This window comes from Faecalicatena contorta (assembly GCF_022835095.1).
GTDB lineage: Bacteria > Bacillota > Clostridia > Lachnospirales > Lachnospiraceae > Faecalicatena > Faecalicatena contorta.
In genome coordinates, this window is record NZ_BQNQ01000001.1 from 4,165,281 (window position 1) to 4,181,985 (window position 16,705).

The window sequence follows — 16,705 nt, forward strand, 5'->3', positions numbered from 1 at the left end:
ATTTTTATGAGTTTAAATGCAGCACCTTCTTCAGACAGAGTACATATCGGCATCTTCGGCAGGAGAAATGCCGGGAAATCCAGTATTATCAACGCGATTACCGGGCAGAATCTTGCCATCGTATCGGACATCAAAGGCACGACCACCGATCCGGTTCTCAAGGCGATGGAATTGCTGCCGCTTGGTCCCGTGGTTATGATAGATACGCCGGGGCTTGACGATACCGGGGAACTGGGAGAGCTCAGAATTCAGAAAGCATATCAGATCTTGAATAAGACAGACATCGCGGTTCTTATCATTGACGGCACTTCCGGCATGACAGATGTAGATACGGGGATACTCAAACGGATTTTGAAAAAGGGAATCCCTTATGTAGTTGTTTTGAACAAATCCGATCTGGCGCCTGGCTCCAATACCGATTTTTCCGAACGTATGCCTGCTGTCCCCTCAGACAGAATCATCGCAGTGAGTACCGTTACCGGAGAGAATATCCACGAGCTCAAGGAACTGATTGCCCGGCAGGCGCCGGCAGAGAATGAGCGGCGGATCGTTTACGACTTGATTAAGCCATTCGACTTTGTGGTTCTGGTCGTTCCGATTGATAAAGCGGCCCCCAAAGGACGGCTGATCCTGCCGCAGCAGCAGACAATCCGTGATGTCCTGGAATCCGGTGCCATTTCCATCGTCACAAGAGAAACCGAACTGGAAGAAACTCTGGAGAAGCTCGGTAATCCCCCCGCACTCGTAATCACTGACAGCCAGGCCTTCGAAAAAGTGGCTGCTGCGGTGCCTTTAGATATACCGCTGACTTCCTTCTCCATCCTTTTTGCCCGTTATAAAGGAAATCTGGAGACCGTTGTAAACGGGGCAAAGGCTCTTGATACACTGGAAGAAGGGGATACAATCCTGATATCGGAAGGCTGTACCCACCACCGCCAATGCGAAGATATCGGAACAGTAAAACTGCCCCGCTGGATTGCCAGCCATACCGGTAAAAAAGTAAACTATGAATTTTCCAGTGGAACTGAATTTCCAATGGACTTGTCAAAATACAAACTGATCATCCACTGCGGAGGATGTACCCTCAACGAGCGGGAAATGAAGTACCGCCTGCAATGCGCACAGGATCAGAATATTCCTATCACGAACTATGGAATCGCTATCGCTCATATGAAGGGGATCCTGGATCGGAGTATCGAGATTTTCAAAGGGGTCTGACCCCTTTGAGTACCATATTCAGAATTGTTTTACAATATAAAAACCGGTTCCCGTGTATTTTCACGGAACCGGTTTTTATATTGTCTGTAAAGAAATAACACCATACACTGCAAGGCCCGCGCCACAGAAAAATAATACGGCAGAAATGACAATCAGCCCTATTACAACTCCTGGTTTTCCTTTCGGAAACAGTTTATCCCTGTACCCCGGCGTTCGACTGTGTAGCAGATAATTTCCGATGTAAATGCAGGCCGGAGCCGCCGCACACATCATCATATACACCCCTGCACTCATCATGGGGATCGATGTAGATTCGTACCCAATTTCGTTCCACACCCCGAGCTGCGCATAAACATCTTTCATTCCAAAGAGCAGAATAATGGGCAAAAGATTATTTATAAAATGAAAGAAACAATTATAGAACATATTTCCGCTTTCCAATATGATCCAAGCCATGACAACGCCGCCGATGGCAGTCGGGATAAACCGGAAAATGTCTCCGTGAAATGCGCCGAATACAACTCCGCTTATCAATATAGCTACCCATTTATACTTATGTGGTTTCAGGCTTTTTAGAAAAATTCCGCGAAAAATTATCTCCTCACAAACCGCCGGTGTGACCGCTACTATAAGTACTGCCGCCAGAAACGGTATATTCATCATCGCGGAACTCAGCCCCGCATTCACTCCTTGCATTTCTTCCATGAAGAAAATGCTCACAAGCAGAACAAGTGTCATTTCTATAAGAAACGCTCCCACCCACATCAAAAAGGTGCCAAAAACACCGGCGCCTGCCGGTCTTCTGAATGGAAACAGTTCTCTCGGATTCCCCCGGAACGCAAGAACCAGTCCCAATGCGGCAGCAAGCATCAGCCATTCCGCCAATAAAGATCCGTAGATCCCAAAGGGTGACAGGATCGTAGGTGATACTATAAAAATTACGACTGCAGCTGATGCCAGGACTACCAATCCCTGCCAGACCTTGAGTTGTTTATAATTCTTACTCATTTATTAACTCCCCCTCTAAAAACCTGCTTGTTAATCTTAAAATGTAAAACAATTCTGAAAACGGAGTTCAAGGGGGTCAGACCCCTTTGCAGAGGGGTCTGACCCCCTTAAAGCAGTTAGAAACTAATTAATTTCTCTATTTCCATCCTGCGCTGTTTCATTTTGTCGTGCTCCCTCGCCCTGAGGCTCCGATACTTCGGGCCGTTTTGGGAAGGTAATTTCCGCCTTATACAGATCCGCCTCTGTCGATATCTTTAGGTTTCCGTGCTGCAGCTCGGTAAATGTTTTCGCAATTGCAAGCCCCAGTCCTGAGCCTTCTGTATTTCTTGATGCATCACCCCTGACAAATCTGTCCGTAATTTCGTCTGTGTTGAAGCTCAGCTCCGTGGCTGAAATATTCTTCATAGAGATATACACCTGGTGGTCCAGATCCTTCATCTCCACATATACGCGGGTATGCGGCATGGCATATTTCGTAATATTCACAATTAGGTTTTCAAAAATCCTGTATGTTTTCTGGCTGTCCAGCCAAAGCACGATTTTGTGTTCCGGAAGGCTCCAACGGAAATCCAGGTTTGTTTCTTTTATTTTATTATCATATTCCAAGCCCACCTGTTTTAGCAAATCAACGATGTCGACCCGCATAAAATTCATGGTTATATTTTTACTGGTTGCTTTGCTGATTTCGAATAAATCCTCGATCAGAACCTTCAGCCGCAGGGACTTGCGTTCCAGCACGTCAATATACTCTTTCCTTTTATCATCCTCTGTTTCGTTCTTAACCAAATCCGTATACGTGATAATTGCAGTCAGAGGTGTTTTAAGATCGTGGGAAACATTGGTGATCAGTTCTGTTTTCATCCGTTCACTCTTTACTTCCTCTTCCACGGCTTTTTTAAATCCGTTCTGAATCTTTTTAATCTCTTCCTGAATGGGGTTGAATATCCCCATATCTCCTTCAATCGGTGTATCCAGATCCCCTTCTGCAAGCTGATTTGTGGCACTGAGAAGCAGCTTATACTTGGATTGGATATCATTAGAGTATTTTTTCAAAAAGAGAAATAGTACAACGGAATAAATGATGAGCGCTACAATTCCATAATACCACAGACTGCATACAACTACCAGGACAACAAAATTGATTGCGATGATCTTAAAAATCGTCCGGTTTGTTTTATCCTGGAAATCCAGGTGCATAAGCACGTCATACTGCCTTTTGCAGAACCGCTTAATCCCGCTCCATATACCGCCTGCTCCTTTCTTTACTTTTTCCCCATATTCATCACCACCTCGTTTCATCCAGCGCAGAAACCTTACACATAAAGATCTCTGCTTCCAATATTCTTTTTTCATAGTAAGCATCGCACTCAAACTGACAAAGCCCCAGAATGCTATGCCAAATGTTACAAACCACACAGCCACATTCATTATGGCTGACATTGCCGAATTCGGCGCTCCACTGCTGCCGGTTAAATACTCTGCAGCCCCGCCCCCCAGTGTAATCCAAACAACCTTGGCCGGATAATATATAGCACTTGCCAGTATGCCCAGCACAATCACAACGATTTCAAATGGAGCACTGAATACTTTCTCTCCTCCAAACGCAAAACTCTTTTTCACAGAAAGTAATACCGCTGTTACTGCCAATATGGCTGCAAACAGAAACAAAAAACCGCCGAACATAGAATTTGACATCAGTGCAGCTACCGAAGTATCGATATTGAGCCCATTGCTATCAATATAAGAATTCAAGTTCTCCTCTGTCACGCCATAAACGATCTGCACCTCTGTCGGCTCGGAAATCCCCCGCCATTCGTAATTTGTCACCTGCTGATCCAGAAGATACTGCTCAATCTCATATTCTGTCCTCTCGTCCAGCATATTCCCGTTCACCTGGATATCGGACAACTCTCCGTCATCCTGGAAAGTAAATGCCACGCGGAAGGCATAAGTGGTATCCTCTTTTTTTACCAGATTTTCTAGTACTGACTTACTGTTGCTCTCCAGAAGTGCATTTCCATCCCAGTCGAATACTTCATAATCCATATATTTTCTCAAAAGATCGAACCGGTCGCCGCCATACTCCTGTAATACATATGCTCTGTCAGTTTCCTCATATACCTCATTGTATAATATATAATTCCCCTCAATTAGCCCACCGGCTATCTGTATGACCTCATCATTACTTACCTTGCTCCCATCCAGCCTATCCTGCATTTCCCTCGAAAATACAGGGTAAGCCAGAACCATCCCCACGGAACAGATAAGCACTACCGCAATTGCCAGCAATACAGCCAGTCTATGACTGTTTTTCAATTTTGTATCCAACGCCCCACACCACCTTTAAATATTTTGGATTCTTTGGATCCACCTCAATTTTTTCCCGGATATTCCGTACATGAACCATAATCGTATCCGTACTTATAGCCTTTTCCTGCCATACCCTTTCATAAATTTCCTCCGCAGAAAATACACGCCCCGGATTCTTTGCCAGAAGCAGCAAAATCTTATACTCAATTGGTGTCATTTTAACCGAATTGCCATCCACAAATACTTCCACCGTATCCTCATTGATCTCCAGGCCGCCGATTACATGCACATTTTCCTTAGGTTCCAGTTTCTCCATAAACCTCCGGTAACGCCGCAGCTGTGAATTCACCCTTGCCATCAATTCCATTGGCGTAAACGGCTTTGTTACATAATCATCTGCCCCGATATTCAGGCCCATAATTTTATCTACTTCCTCGGATTTCGCTGAAAGCATTATCACCGGGAAATCATACTTCTCCCTCAGCTTCATCGTCATTCTGATTCCATCCATCCTTGGCATCATCACATCCACGATTGCAAGGTGAATCTCCTCTTTCTCCATAACTTCCAGGCCTTCCACTCCATCTGCAGCCTGAAACACCTTATAGCCCTGGCTTTGCAGGTAAATCTGAACACCTTCCCTGATTTCTTTGTCATCCTCTACGATTAATATATGATTCGTTTCCATAACTTCCTCCTGATATTTTTTTCAAAGGGGTCTGACCCTTTTGCAGAGGGGTCTGACCCCTATACGTTTAACAGTATACCACATTTCGGAATATTTGCATTCGTTGGAAGCTCAGGAATGTTCTTTTTATTTACTTCACCGTAATTATGAGCTGCTACAGTCACTGTGGAAAACGGCAGCGGTATCACATATTTATCCCATCTCCAGGTCATTCTGAGTTTTGCAGAATAGGAAATGGAGATACCGACAAAGTCTTCTTCTGCCTGCTCAGACAGATAAAAGGCCAATTTTTTAGGTTCATGCCTTGGCCCTAGGGGGCCGTCAAGTGCTACGGCAATGGAGCGGGTTCTTTCGTATGCGTTCTGCATGATCACTTTGAGCGCCCCGAAGCTGGCAAAACCGTCCGGCACTCTCAGGGCATGGCCGCCGCTGCGCTCTATCATATTCTGAATATAGTCTCCTCTTTTATCAGCAGTCACAATTACATCGACAGGACTGGTCTGTTTCGAAATTTCTGAAAGTATCATGTTCATGAAAAAACTGTCTTCGTGCCAGAAACCGAATATCTGGCTTCCGCCGCTTATCGAATTTTCTGCCCACTGTATTGTAACTGTTTTATTAAGAAGCCTTAAATAACCGATAAATAGATGCCCCAACACGTTCTGCCCGATTTCTCTCATTTTCATATGCGGATTCCTCTTTCTCTCTCTGATTTATACACTGTGCGTAAAGCATTTCTTCGTAAACGGCCAGTCTGGATGATCTGAATCCGGATGCAGTCAGCACGGCCTGCTCTTTCAATCTGCCATAGTTTTCTATTTGCATTGCCTCCATGATTCTCGCAGACCATTCTTCCGTGTCTTCCGCCGTCGCATAGCCGTTTTTTCCGTTCACTACAATGTCCTCCACTCCGGTAGCATTGACCGCTACAACCGGAATACCTGCTGCAAACGCCTCTGCCAGGACAATTCCCTGCGTCTCCGATTTGGAAGCAAACAAAAACAGTTCACAAGCCCCGAGAAAATGTTTCACTTCCTGATTCTCTACATTTCCTACAAATACAGTTTCCTCGGAAATCCCCAGTTCGGCAGCCATCTTTTCCAATTCGGATCTCATACTTCCTTCTCCGATAAATAATACCCGGAAGGGCTCATCCATCCGCTCTTTCAGCCTCGCGATCCCCTTCAGCATAAACCGCGGATTTTTCTCTTCCTCCAGGCGGGAAACTGTACAAAATAGGTGTTTTCTCCCCTGCAGGTACTGCTGCCTGACAGCCGTACATTTTTCTTCATCCTTTATATAAAAGGAATCTTCCAGACCTGTGGGAAAAATTGCCGTTGGAGTCCTCGTTCCGCTCTTCTTCATCGCTTCCTGCATACTGAAGGTCGGCGCCAATATCAAATCGCATTGATTTGTAAACCACCGCATATAGCCCGGCACTACCTTTTCTCTTCCCAGGCGGAATATCTCCTGCCACACGGCACTCTTGTCCTCTACGGACTGAAACGGGCGTATATAGTGAAGATAGTCCTCGTATTTTGTATGATACGTGTATATGACAGGCAAATCATACTTTTTCCCCAGATACAAAGCAATCGGACCCACAAACATCGGATGATGCACATGGATGCAGTCAAACTGTTCTTTTTCAAAGGCCTGAACGATCTCCCTGCTGACTATTCTGGGATAGACCATGCCGTTTTCCATTTTTCTGCTGCTGGTCTTGTACCGGATGACACGCTCCCTGCGTGTTTCCTGCAGATCTTCGAACTGTTCGCCTGGCCGGATGTCTTCCGTCTGTTCATATTCCGGGGCAAATACCGTCACCTCATGGCCCAGCTTCGCAAGTTCTTTCGCCTGCCTTTCAACGGAAATGGGTACCCCTCCTACGAAAGGTTTATAATTATTTGTCAACATTGCAATCTTCATTCCTAATTCCTCCTCTGTCTGCACTTCTTCTGCCTTCTCACTACGCCGCTTCGGATCCCTGTCTATGCCAGCAGCTTAATTGCTGCATCGCCGAAAAAGTAACCGGCCCCGACAAATACCAGATTCCACAGGAAAATGCCTACCGTTGAACTTACCGTATATTTCAGAAAATCCATCTTAACCATCCCTGCAGGTATGGAAATGATGGTCCGCACCATCGGCAGCAGCTTGCTGACAAACACACCGATGCACCCCTTCTCACGCAGCATATCCATCTTCGCCTCTATCACAGCCTGTTGTTTCGGAAACTTTTTAAAATAGAATCCCATCACCTTCGGGCCTCCCAGCCTTCCCAGAAAATACAGGAGCCAGCTTCCGGTCAGTCCCGCAAATACTGATAAAAGCATGACGATCGGAAAACTGATTTCCCCCTTTGCTGCCCAGATCCCTGCCAACGGCATGATCAGCCCTGCCGGGAAACCCGGAAGATTCATGTATTCCAATAAAACGATCAGGTAGATAAAAAAGGCGCCATATTCAAGAAAATATTGAGTCAATGTTTGGATATTCATAGAAACAGCCTCCTTTAACTGTTTCTAGAATAAAACAGATTTCTAAAGGAGGCTGGCATAAGAACCAAAAGAAATTCTTAAGAAGTTATAAGATTTTATGAATCACGCCCCATCTTCCAAAATACCGGAATATAGGCTCCAAAGGAATACAGCATGAATCCCCCGCAGAGAAGGATCATCCCATTCGCCGCACTCTCAGGCAGCTGCGGGAACAATATCAGCAGGAACATCACCACATACAGCACAGCAGTACACACTTTACCGAACCATTTTGCCCCATCCAGCATCTTCCCTTTCCGGAGCATAATGATCCCCATAATACCCATAAATCCCTCTTTTACCACAAACAGTACCATCAGGACAATCATATACGGATACCGGAAACATAAAGACAATACAACCGCGCCCTGGGTCAGCTTATCTGCGATCGGGTCCAGCGCCTTCCCCACCTTTGTAATCATATGGAATCTGCGCGCCACAAAACCGTCCAGGAAATCCGTGATTCCGGAGATTCCTATAATGACTGCCGCTATATAGTAATCCGTCACAGTTTCCGCTGTCACATACCGCCATACGATTACCGGGATCAGCAGAATCCGGAAATATCCCATTAAATTCGGTATTGATAACAGCTGTTTGCGTATTGGTGTGTCTTCATTCATATTTTTCCGCTTCCTCTCTGCTCATTTTCTGCCATGCTTCTCTTTCCAATGCGCTGTACCAAAGGGATCAGGCATGCCTGATATCCGTGTACTCTGAAATTTCCCTGCTGATCGTGCACAAATCATCCACACTCAGGTCATGGATATCTTCATGCCCGGTAATCCGCGCAAATGTCTTCAATTCCTCAAAACTGCAGTTCAGGAAATTCCCAACTCTCCTGGCAGCTGCATCTGACTTAAACCTTTCCCTCAACTCTGGATTCTGCGTTGCAACCCCTACCGGGCAGTTACCGCTTCCACAGATGCGGAACTGCTGACACGCGGCGGCAATCAGGCCTGCTGATGCAACAGCAACAGCATCCGCCCCCATCGCGATCGCCTTTGCAAAATCAGAGGACACCCGCAGGCCGCCAGTGATCACAAGGCTGATATCATCCGCCCCATTTTCCCTCAGATACTTTTTTGCACGATAAAGTGCATAGATGGTAGGCACGCTGGTAGAATCCCTGACCAGTCTCGGGCTTGCGCCTGTCGCACCACCCCTTCCGTCGATGGTGATAAAATCCGGCTCCGCGTAAACGCAGAATTCCAGATCCTTCTCAATGCGCCCTGCGGCGATTTTAATCCCAATCGGACGCCCGCCGGAAGCCAGGCGGAGCTGAGCCACCAAATCCTTCAAATCCTCTTTATTGTTGATTTCTTCGAACTTTGATGGGCTGATCACATCTTTGCCCAGAGGTTTATTCCTGACCGCTGCAATCTCCGGCGTCACTTTTCCTCCCGGCAGGTGGCCTCCCATTCCGGGTTTGGTTCCCTGACCGATCTTCAGTTCAATGGCATCCGCGTTCCTCAGATTCTCCGGGGTTACGCTGTATTTATTCGGCACATATTCAAAAATATACTTATGTGCTGCCGCCATCTCTTCCGGAAGAATGCCTCCCTCTCCGCTGCACATGGCTGTCCCTGCCATTGCAGAGCCTTTGGACAGCGCAATCTTTGTCTCCCTGGATAATGCTCCAAACGACATATGGGATATGTAAACAGGGCCTTCCAGCACCATGGGCTTTTCCGCATTTTTTCCGATCACCGTTTTGATACTTACAGGGGCATGTTCATCCAGCGGAGGCGGATTGAGCTGTGCGCCCAGAAGCAGGATATCGTCCCAGCACGGCATCGGCATCTTCGTACCCATTGCCTCGATAATAGGTTTTCCGCTCACTGCCATTTGATGAATTTCTTCCATATACCGGCAGGAATCGTCTTTCCGGTAGAACTCAGGAGGATACGCCAAAGGATCTACATTCTTTTCCACAGAAGGAATCTCATGTTCCTTTTTTTCCTCCGTCTCCCCTTCCCTTTCAAATACACGGACCGGCTGTCTGCAAACCGGACAGACCGTCAGTTCCGAAAAAGGAACGTCCTCCTTCTCCTCATCAAAAATAAATCCACATACACCACATTTAAACTTTGCCATATTGTATCCTCCTTATTGTTTTATCTGATTTTCCCGCCGTTCTGATACCAGTAATTAGTTCTATTATAGCTGTTAAAAATTTCCGGGTCAACACAAAACAGGAATTATTATTATTTTCATATATTTTCTGAAAATAAAGTCTGCCGCAGAAAGACAGGATCTTTCCGGGCAGACTCCTTATATAACCGGTTTTCAGATTCGTTTATTTATAATATCGTCAATCATTTTTGACGCCTCATTTTTCGTAATTGTATCGGGATCCCACTCCAGTTGAACCCCATTGTTCAGAATCAATTTCTTCAAAAAACCGATCTGTTTGGGAGTTGCAGGCATGGCTTTTTTCTGTTTATAACTTAGTGTTACCGGCTGGAAAAGTTTTGGCTCCTTCTCTTCAAAATAATGCGCCAGTGTCTGATAAAGCTTTGCCGTAGCCAGTGCGTCATGATAGGCTCGGTGGGCGGCACGATTCTCTATGCGGTAGTAATCACACAGGCAGCCCAGGCTTTTCGATTCCATATCTTTATGTACTTTTCTCGCAATCCTGAGCGTATCAATCCCGAAGCGTTCAAAATCCAGTCCTTCGGCCATAGCACCTACTTTCACAAAACTGTAGTCAAAAATAACATTGTGCCCGATCAGAATATCATCCCCGCAGAAATCCAAAAAGTCAGGAATCACATTCCTGCTGCTTCTGGCGCCTGCGACCATCTCGTTGGTGATTCCGGTCAGCTCCGAAACAACCGGAGAAATGTTCTCTGTGGGGCGGACGAATTCCATGAAACGTTCCTGCACCTTACCATGGCGCACTTTCAGTGCGCCTATTTCGATGATTTCATTCTGTTCCGGGTTCAGCCCGGTCGTCTCCAGGTCAAATGCGATATATGATTTCAGCATACTGTTTCTCCTGTATTTATCCTTCCTGCAACAGCCTCAGGACATCGAAAAGGGTGTCAAACCGATGCCATGCCATTTCCAGAATCGTCTCGTCGGGTTCTACCAGATCCGGCACCATAATGGCGCGCATCCCCGCCGCCACTGCAGACCGGATACCGGAAGGAGCATCCTCCAGCGCCACTGCATTGGCCGGGTCAACCCCGATCGTTGCGCAGGCTTTCTGATAGATCTCCGGACTTGGTTTACTGCAGGTTACCATATCTCCAAATACCGCACCGTCGAAATACTCCCACAGCCCCTGCTCCTTTAGGAGAGTGCTTGCATGCTCTCTGCGTGAAGAAGTAGCAAGAGCTATCCTGTACTTCTTATCCGCCGCATATTTCAGGAGTTCCACCACCCCAGGTTTTATTTCCAGCCCCTCTTCAGCCACAATTTTATGGTATTCTCTGCGGGTCATCACGGAAAAATCCGCCATCGGAAAATCAGGATCCACATTTTTCCTAAAATATTCTTCCCGTCTCTTTACGTTAAACCCGATCGTATGATAGATATGGTTCCCAAAATGTTCATAGCCCAGCTTTGTCCCCACCCGTTCCCAGGACCGCTGCACGACTCTTTCCGAATTGAAAATGAGCCCGTCCATATCGAAGACAAGCCCATATACTGGTGGTTGAATTTGACTACTCAAAATAAATCCCTCTGCCGGTACAGTCATTGATATAGGTTACAACTTCCTCCAGTTTCTTCACGGCCGACTGCATATCTTCCCAATCATCACCGCGCAGCTCTTTGGAGACTATTGATTTTTTAACATCTTTCAGTTTATGTATCAGTTCCTGATTCTTTTCCCCCATGAAATACAGCTCCCTTCTATACAGACATTGCCTTGTTGACACCTATTGTAACACTTTTTTCGTACAAATCCAATTCCTACTGTTCACGGAATTTGATCGTCCCGCTCTCAGCATCCATACTCTCCACGATGGCCAAAGACTCCAGCTGGAAGCCCAGATTCCTGATCATACGCCCGCCGGACTGGAATCCCTTCTCAATCGCAATTCCAATCCCTTCAACCACGGCCCCCGCAGACTGCACAATCTGAATCAGTCCCTGCAGCGCGCAGCCATTAGCCAAGAAATCGTCTATAATCAATATATGATCCTCCGGAGAAAGGAACTTCTGGGCAACGATCACATTATTCTTGCACTTATGCGTAAAAGACTCCACCTCAGCGACTAACATCTCCCCTTCCAGGTTAATGCTCTTGGACTTTTTAGCAAAAACAACCGGAACATTAAAATGCTTCGCCACAATGCATGCAATCCCAATTCCGGATGCTTCAATCGTCAGAATCTTATTAATCTGCTTATCCGCAAAGCGTTTTCTGAATTCCTTCCCCATCTCATCAAACAGGTCAATATCCATCTGATGGTTCAGAAAACTGTCCACCTTCAGGACATTCCCTTCCTTCACAATACCGTCCTTTAAAATTCTCTCTTCTAAAAAGTTCATCCTTGTCCTCTCCTATTCAAAGGGGTCTGACCCCTTTGCTCTCCATTTTCTCCTAATTCTCGTTTGTATGAAATATTTCAAAAACTTTACGCAATAAGAATGAGTTCAGCCAGGCTACCAGTGACACGCCGATGATCAGCCATACTGCAATGCCGATCAGAAGATTCCGTGTGTTCAAAAAGGTGATGATAACCGGCCCTGCCGTGATGATAAGCATTAATACGGTATATGGAAGCTTAGCCACGGATAACAGTACCGCATTTTTGAAGGTATTCTTGATCGTGTTCTCATAGCGCGCCGTCAGAGGGAATACATAGATTACCATACACAGCCAGACTACGCCGAGCACTAAGAAGATGCTTTGGAATATTGTACGCATCGTTGACTGCATGACCGCGGAAAAACGGATGTCGATTCCGATTATAATTCCCACAACCAGCAGAATCAGCCACATTATGGTGCTCTTTTTGAAGTTCTCCTTAAATGCCCCCAGAAACCCTTTTACAATATAACCTTCTTCGTTCTTTACCAGCTTCAGCATTACGGTATACATAGCGGTCGTGGATGCCCCGATTGTGATGATCGGAATGGAGCATATTATCCACATGATGTTCAGCAGCATAAAATCGCATACCCGGCTAAGCGCCCTCATTACAACGTTATCGGTCCAGTTCATTAAATCTTCCTCTTTTCTTTTTGTAGTATCCGAAAACCTCCCCCCTGAAGTATTTCGAAACGTTAATATTTTGATTTTACATAGAATAAAGTAATTATACTTTAAATGGAGTAACTTCTCAACTTCCTTTTTAAGAAAATCTATGAAATTATCTGGTTTTGAGATAAGAAATTCCGGAATTTATCTTTGTCAAAACCAAGTGGGCAAGCCCAGCTCAACTCCCCGCCCCCTTACTCATGAGGGGCTTGCACGCTTTGGCGCCGCCGCGATGCCGCTTTGCGGCTATATATCTTATCGCGGCGTGTGCATCCTCCCGGAGGGTTTTATGATATAGGAAATTCCAGAGGAATTTCCTATATCATAAAAAGCCTTATATCAAAACCGGATCTCCGTTTGATATAAGGCTGTTTTCTAAGCGGGTGATGGGAATCGAACCCACGTATCCAGCTTGGAAGGCTGGTGTTCTACCATTGAACTACACCCGCGTCATCTCTGACACGAGTGATATAATATCATACCTTCCCACAAAAATCAATACCTGTAATCTAATTATTTAAATTTTTTTAAGACTATCTCTTTAAAATCCCGTAACAGTTCCGGCCGGCCTGAACAACTACAGGCTCTCCGCAAAATCAGTCTCCCTTTGGAATACCGGCGGTTTTTCCAAACTTCTTAAAAAACTCATCCCTGGGCAGAGGATGTGAAAAAAGAAATCCCTGCCCCATGTTGCATTTAAAGCCTTTTAGAATGTTCAGCTGTTCTTTATCTTCAATACCTTCCGCGGTGGAAATAATCTGGTTCAGCTGTCTGCACATCTCGATCGAATTTTCCACCAACACCCTTACTTTTGGATTGTCCTTCAGGTTTTCTACCAGACTTTTGTCCAGTTTAAGTTCCACAAAATCCATGTTTGACAAAATCGCAAGGTTAGAATACTGGTAGCCATAATCATCCAGCGACACAACAAAATGGTATTTTTTAAGCTCGTCTATTAACGCTTGTAATGCTGAAGGTTCCATCTTGCTGATGCTCTCTGTGATCTCCAATACAAGCAGCCCTTCCGGAACCCCGTATCTCTCCCTGATTTCAGCAAGACTCTGTACAATCCCCCGCTTCATCAGGCTGATACGGGAAAAGTTTACCGACACGGGAACGGGCTTCCCTCCTGCTGCCATCCATTCTTGCAGTATCCCGCATACTTCCTCGAACGCAAAGCAGTCCAGAAATGGGATCACGCCTTCCTTTTCATACAGCGTTATAAACTGTTCCGGCAGATAATACTCTCCGTCTTCCCCTTTCTGCCGGAGCAGGGCTTCCGCCCCCACCATCTCTCCTGTCTCCAGACAGATCTTTGGCTGCAGAAACACCTCAAATCTGTCTGTCTCTATCTCCCTGACAAGCTGCCTTGCCACGGCCTTATGATAGGCTGGCTTTCCTGAGATCATACTGCCATAATAAGTCTGCTTCTCCAAATACATCATATTGTCGCTGCCGCCAATAAGCTCTTCCACATCAAAGGTACCCTCTCCAAAGTTGACCCCCATAGAGAAATCACAGATGCATTCATTTTCCGCATAGTCCTTCAGGGCTTCCAAACGGCTGTAAAATTCCTCCTTTGTGCCATTCACGTACAGCGCGATAAACTCGTCTCCGCCAATTCTGTATGCATTCTCCGGAAATGTCTGCTTTACCCCTTGTGCCACACTTCGGATCATTTTATCGCCATAAGCATGACCATAGTGGTCGTTCGCATATTTCAGCCCGTTAATGTCACAGAAAACAACACCCATCGATTTCAGTTTCTGTCCGCCCAGCTCCTTTAGTTTTTCCATATAAAAATTTCTGTTTCCGAGGCCGGTAAGCGCATCAATCCTGCCCATTTCCCCGAGTTTCATAATCATGCGCCGCTTCTGTACATCATTATATATAAAATACGCAACCGACTGAAGAAGCTTGATATGTTCCACTCCGCGCGTCGGATCATCCACGCCTATGAATCCATACAGCGTCTTCTCTCCGTCATTCTGCAATTCCGCCTCCCATATAGGTGCTGCCATCAGGCAGCCAATCCCCTGTTGATTGAGTATGGCCGCTTCCGGAGCCTTTTCCTCTACCCGGCTGCTCACAGACGGCAGATATACCGCCCCGTTATTGCGGAAAAGCTCCATCCAATGGCCGGTTACATCTCTCGGAACACGCTGCAGATTCTCCTTCTGTGGAATGACACCCTCATTGCACCACTCATATGTATTGACCAGGATGTCTTCCTCATAATTACATTCAAATATATAGGATCTGTCCGCCTGGAAAAATTCCCCGATAATACGCAGCAGACCATTGATTGACATATCAATGTCCTGATTCTCAGAAAGCATATGGATACACTGCACCAGGGTCTCTTCGATCGAAAGCTTTCTTTTCAGATTTCTATGGAGCTCCTCGCTCTCTGTGATATCCACGCAGATCTCCAGGCGGAACAAATGCCCGTCGATCTCAATCAGCTTATCCCGAAGGCTGAAATGCCTTCCCAGCTTTTCATTATAATGCTTCCATGTATAGAACTTATCTCTCATCAGATAACCATTCGTACAGAACTGGCACGGCGCACTCTGCCCCTGCAGCAGTTCATAGCAGAGTCTCCCCTGGTAGTCTTCTCCCGGTTCTAAATCCAGCGTATCCTTCATTGCCTGATTCAGATAAATGACTTCATATGTCTCAGGATCTGATATATATATAATATTTTCACTCTCATCTACGATAACGGGATAAATTTTATCCTTCTCTATCATTTATACTCACCTGTCTTTTTCAATCATTCGCCTTTGCCCGGCCCCTCCGGCGGCCGCCGTACCGGGTCTTTCATCTACGATAATTATCCCCATAAACCTTTTGCTTCATTATACAATACTTTATTGAAGTTGGATACTAAAAAACAAATGTTGCAGCCATTTTTTCCCCGGACAGCCCAGATAAAACACACTAAATAGTTAACCCATCACTTTTTCGGCTGATAAAACCATAGAAACGTTGTATTTAATCACATTATCCCTTAAGAAAGAGGTACCACTGTGCCCTATTTTGGATATAATACCTTAGATTCTTCTGAAAAGTAAAACAGGAACTATTACGGAGGAAATGTATGAAACTATTATTCGTCAACTCATGTGTGAGAGCAGAATCCAGAACATTGCAGCTGTGCAGGGCTTACCTGGAAGGCTTAAAAAAAGAATGGACCATTCAGGAGGTGGATCTGCAGAAGGAATCCCTTGTGCCATATACGGAACAAATGCTGGAAAAGAGGGCCGCAGATATCCAAAACCATGATTACTCGGCTCCCGTCTTCCAGTATGCCAGAGAGTTTGCACTGGCCGATGCGGTTTTGATCGGAGCACCCTATTGGGATCTCTCCTTTCCCTCTTCCCTGAAGGTATATTTTGAGCATATCTGCGTAAACGGAATTACATTCCGCTATTCCGAAGCCGGTCTGCTGGTTCCCATGTGCAGGGCCAAAGAACTTCTGTATATCACCACCTGCGGCGGCTATATTGGGGAATGCAATTCGGCGGATCAATATATAAGGGATCTGTGCGGGATGTTCGGTATCGGGGATGTTCGATTCTTTGCAGCGGAAGGGCTTGATATTGCGGAAAACAATGCAGCACTTATCATGGCCAGGGCCAAAAAAGAATTATGTAAATTGTAATTCCTGCTCCCTGCCATTGCTTTTTGACTTCTTGTCCCAAAAGTACTATAATTCATAAG

The 16,705-nt window shown here is 45.7% G+C and carries 16 protein-coding genes and 1 tRNA gene; 2 read left to right on the forward strand and 15 right to left on the reverse strand.

All coding sequences use genetic code 11. From position 1 onward, the window contains the following. Nucleotides 1-6: 6 nt before the first annotated feature. Nucleotides 7-1,218: a [FeFe] hydrogenase H-cluster maturation GTPase HydF gene (hydF, locus tag MWG26_RS18655; RefSeq protein ID WP_025656116.1), complete on the forward strand. Its 1,212-nt coding sequence runs from the start codon at nucleotides 7-9 to the stop codon at nucleotides 1,216-1,218. A 75-nt stretch (nucleotides 1,219-1,293) separates the two neighbouring features. Here the strand turns inward: hydF and MWG26_RS18660 are convergent, their stop codons facing one another. From MWG26_RS18660 to MWG26_RS18730, 15 genes are all read right to left on the reverse strand, one after another. Continuing rightward, a complete protein-coding gene (locus MWG26_RS18660; RefSeq protein WP_025656115.1) occupies nucleotides 1,294-2,226 on the reverse strand; it encodes a type II CAAX endopeptidase family protein in 933 nt (310 codons plus the stop codon). Between the two features lie 123 nt (nucleotides 2,227-2,349). Beyond that, complete coding sequence (locus MWG26_RS18665) at nucleotides 2,350-4,554, reverse strand: sensor histidine kinase (protein ID WP_117441101.1); 2,205 nt, start codon at nucleotides 4,552-4,554, stop codon at nucleotides 2,350-2,352. Continuing rightward, nucleotides 4,526-5,224 (reverse strand): response regulator transcription factor, encoded by a 699-nt coding sequence (locus MWG26_RS18670; RefSeq protein WP_025656113.1) that lies wholly within the window; start codon nucleotides 5,222-5,224, stop codon nucleotides 4,526-4,528. The genes MWG26_RS18665 and MWG26_RS18670 overlap by 29 nt, the downstream gene beginning before the upstream one ends. A 59-nt stretch (nucleotides 5,225-5,283) precedes the next feature. Then, on the reverse strand, nucleotides 5,284-5,910 hold the full coding sequence (locus MWG26_RS18675; protein ID WP_181969596.1) for a lysophospholipid acyltransferase family protein: 627 nt from the start codon (nucleotides 5,908-5,910) through the stop codon (nucleotides 5,284-5,286). After that, complete coding sequence (locus MWG26_RS18680) at nucleotides 5,843-7,153, reverse strand: glycosyltransferase (RefSeq protein ID WP_025656111.1); 1,311 nt, start codon at nucleotides 7,151-7,153, stop codon at nucleotides 5,843-5,845. The genes MWG26_RS18675 and MWG26_RS18680 overlap by 68 nt, the downstream gene beginning before the upstream one ends. Before the next feature lie 62 nt (nucleotides 7,154-7,215). Next, nucleotides 7,216-7,725 (reverse strand): DedA family protein, encoded by a 510-nt coding sequence (locus tag MWG26_RS18685; protein WP_117441102.1) that lies wholly within the window; start codon nucleotides 7,723-7,725, stop codon nucleotides 7,216-7,218. 95 nt (nucleotides 7,726-7,820) lie between these two features. Continuing rightward, the gene (locus MWG26_RS18690) at nucleotides 7,821-8,387 is read right to left on the reverse strand and encodes a CDP-alcohol phosphatidyltransferase family protein (protein WP_117440615.1); all 567 of its coding nucleotides are present in this window, start codon (nucleotides 8,385-8,387) and stop codon (nucleotides 7,821-7,823) included. A 67-nt stretch (nucleotides 8,388-8,454) separates the two neighbouring features. Continuing rightward, on the reverse strand, nucleotides 8,455-9,861 hold the full coding sequence (locus tag MWG26_RS18695; RefSeq protein ID WP_025656110.1) for a glutamate synthase-related protein: 1,407 nt from the start codon (nucleotides 9,859-9,861) through the stop codon (nucleotides 8,455-8,457). Between the two features lie 192 nt (nucleotides 9,862-10,053). Further along, nucleotides 10,054-10,755 (reverse strand): 3'-5' exonuclease, encoded by a 702-nt coding sequence (locus MWG26_RS18700; protein ID WP_025656109.1) that lies wholly within the window; start codon nucleotides 10,753-10,755, stop codon nucleotides 10,054-10,056. Nucleotides 10,756-10,771: 16 nt separating this feature from the next. Beyond that, on the reverse strand, nucleotides 10,772-11,398 hold the full coding sequence (locus MWG26_RS18705; protein ID WP_173005778.1) for an HAD family hydrolase: 627 nt from the start codon (nucleotides 11,396-11,398) through the stop codon (nucleotides 10,772-10,774). A 37-nt stretch (nucleotides 11,399-11,435) separates the two neighbouring features. Then, nucleotides 11,436-11,609: a hypothetical protein gene (locus MWG26_RS18710; protein ID WP_173005776.1), complete on the reverse strand. Its 174-nt coding sequence runs from the start codon at nucleotides 11,607-11,609 to the stop codon at nucleotides 11,436-11,438. Nucleotides 11,610-11,685: 76 nt separating this feature from the next. Continuing rightward, a complete protein-coding gene (locus MWG26_RS18715; RefSeq protein ID WP_025656107.1) occupies nucleotides 11,686-12,267 on the reverse strand; it encodes a xanthine phosphoribosyltransferase in 582 nt (193 codons plus the stop codon). A gap of 52 nt (nucleotides 12,268-12,319) precedes the next feature. After that, nucleotides 12,320-12,943 carry a YesL family protein gene (locus tag MWG26_RS18720; RefSeq protein WP_025656106.1) on the reverse strand — a complete coding sequence of 208 codons (624 nt, stop codon included), beginning with the start codon at nucleotides 12,941-12,943 and terminating at the stop codon, nucleotides 12,320-12,322. Between the two features lie 414 nt (nucleotides 12,944-13,357). After that, a tRNA-Gly gene (locus tag MWG26_RS18725) sits at nucleotides 13,358-13,428 on the reverse strand. Between the two features lie 147 nt (nucleotides 13,429-13,575). Further along, nucleotides 13,576-15,732 carry a sensor domain-containing diguanylate cyclase gene (locus MWG26_RS18730; protein WP_025656105.1) on the reverse strand — a complete coding sequence of 719 codons (2,157 nt, stop codon included), beginning with the start codon at nucleotides 15,730-15,732 and terminating at the stop codon, nucleotides 13,576-13,578. A gap of 350 nt (nucleotides 15,733-16,082) precedes the next feature. Here MWG26_RS18730 and MWG26_RS18735 point away from each other — a divergent pair, with 350 nt between their 5' ends. Continuing rightward, entirely contained in the window at nucleotides 16,083-16,646 is a 564-nt protein-coding gene (locus MWG26_RS18735; protein WP_025656104.1) for an NAD(P)H-dependent oxidoreductase, read from the forward strand. The last annotated feature ends 59 nt before the right edge of the window (nucleotides 16,647-16,705 follow it).

Bases quoted from the DNA above. Each gene is read 5' to 3' on its own strand.
- hydF (WP_025656116.1), top strand. From the start codon at position 7: ATGAGTTTAAATGCAGCACCTTCTTCAGACAGAGTACATATCGGCATC.
- MWG26_RS18660 (WP_025656115.1), bottom strand. From the start codon at position 2,226: ATGAGTAAGAATTATAAACAACTCAAGGTCTGGCAGGGATTGGTAGTC.
- MWG26_RS18670 (WP_025656113.1), bottom strand. From the start codon at position 5,224: ATGGAAACGAATCATATATTAATCGTAGAGGATGACAAAGAAATCAGG.
- MWG26_RS18675 (WP_181969596.1), bottom strand. From the start codon at position 5,910: ATGAAAATGAGAGAAATCGGGCAGAACGTGTTGGGGCATCTATTTATC.
- MWG26_RS18680 (WP_025656111.1), bottom strand. From the start codon at position 7,153: ATGAAGATTGCAATGTTGACAAATAATTATAAACCTTTCGTAGGAGGG.
- MWG26_RS18685 (WP_117441102.1), bottom strand. From the start codon at position 7,725: ATGAATATCCAAACATTGACTCAATATTTTCTTGAATATGGCGCCTTT.
- MWG26_RS18690 (WP_117440615.1), bottom strand. From the start codon at position 8,387: ATGAATGAAGACACACCAATACGCAAACAGCTGTTATCAATACCGAAT.
- MWG26_RS18695 (WP_025656110.1), bottom strand. From the start codon at position 9,861: ATGGCAAAGTTTAAATGTGGTGTATGTGGATTTATTTTTGATGAGGAG.
- MWG26_RS18700 (WP_025656109.1), bottom strand. From the start codon at position 10,755: ATGCTGAAATCATATATCGCATTTGACCTGGAGACGACCGGGCTGAAC.
- MWG26_RS18705 (WP_173005778.1), bottom strand. From the start codon at position 11,398: ATGGACGGGCTCATTTTCAATTCGGAAAGAGTCGTGCAGCGGTCCTGG.
- MWG26_RS18710 (WP_173005776.1), bottom strand. From the start codon at position 11,609: ATGGGGGAAAAGAATCAGGAACTGATACATAAACTGAAAGATGTTAAA.
- MWG26_RS18715 (WP_025656107.1), bottom strand. From the start codon at position 12,267: ATGAACTTTTTAGAAGAGAGAATTTTAAAGGACGGTATTGTGAAGGAA.
- MWG26_RS18720 (WP_025656106.1), bottom strand. From the start codon at position 12,943: ATGAACTGGACCGATAACGTTGTAATGAGGGCGCTTAGCCGGGTATGC.
- MWG26_RS18730 (WP_025656105.1), bottom strand. From the start codon at position 15,732: ATGATAGAGAAGGATAAAATTTATCCCGTTATCGTAGATGAGAGTGAA.
- MWG26_RS18735 (WP_025656104.1), top strand. From the start codon at position 16,083: ATGAAACTATTATTCGTCAACTCATGTGTGAGAGCAGAATCCAGAACA.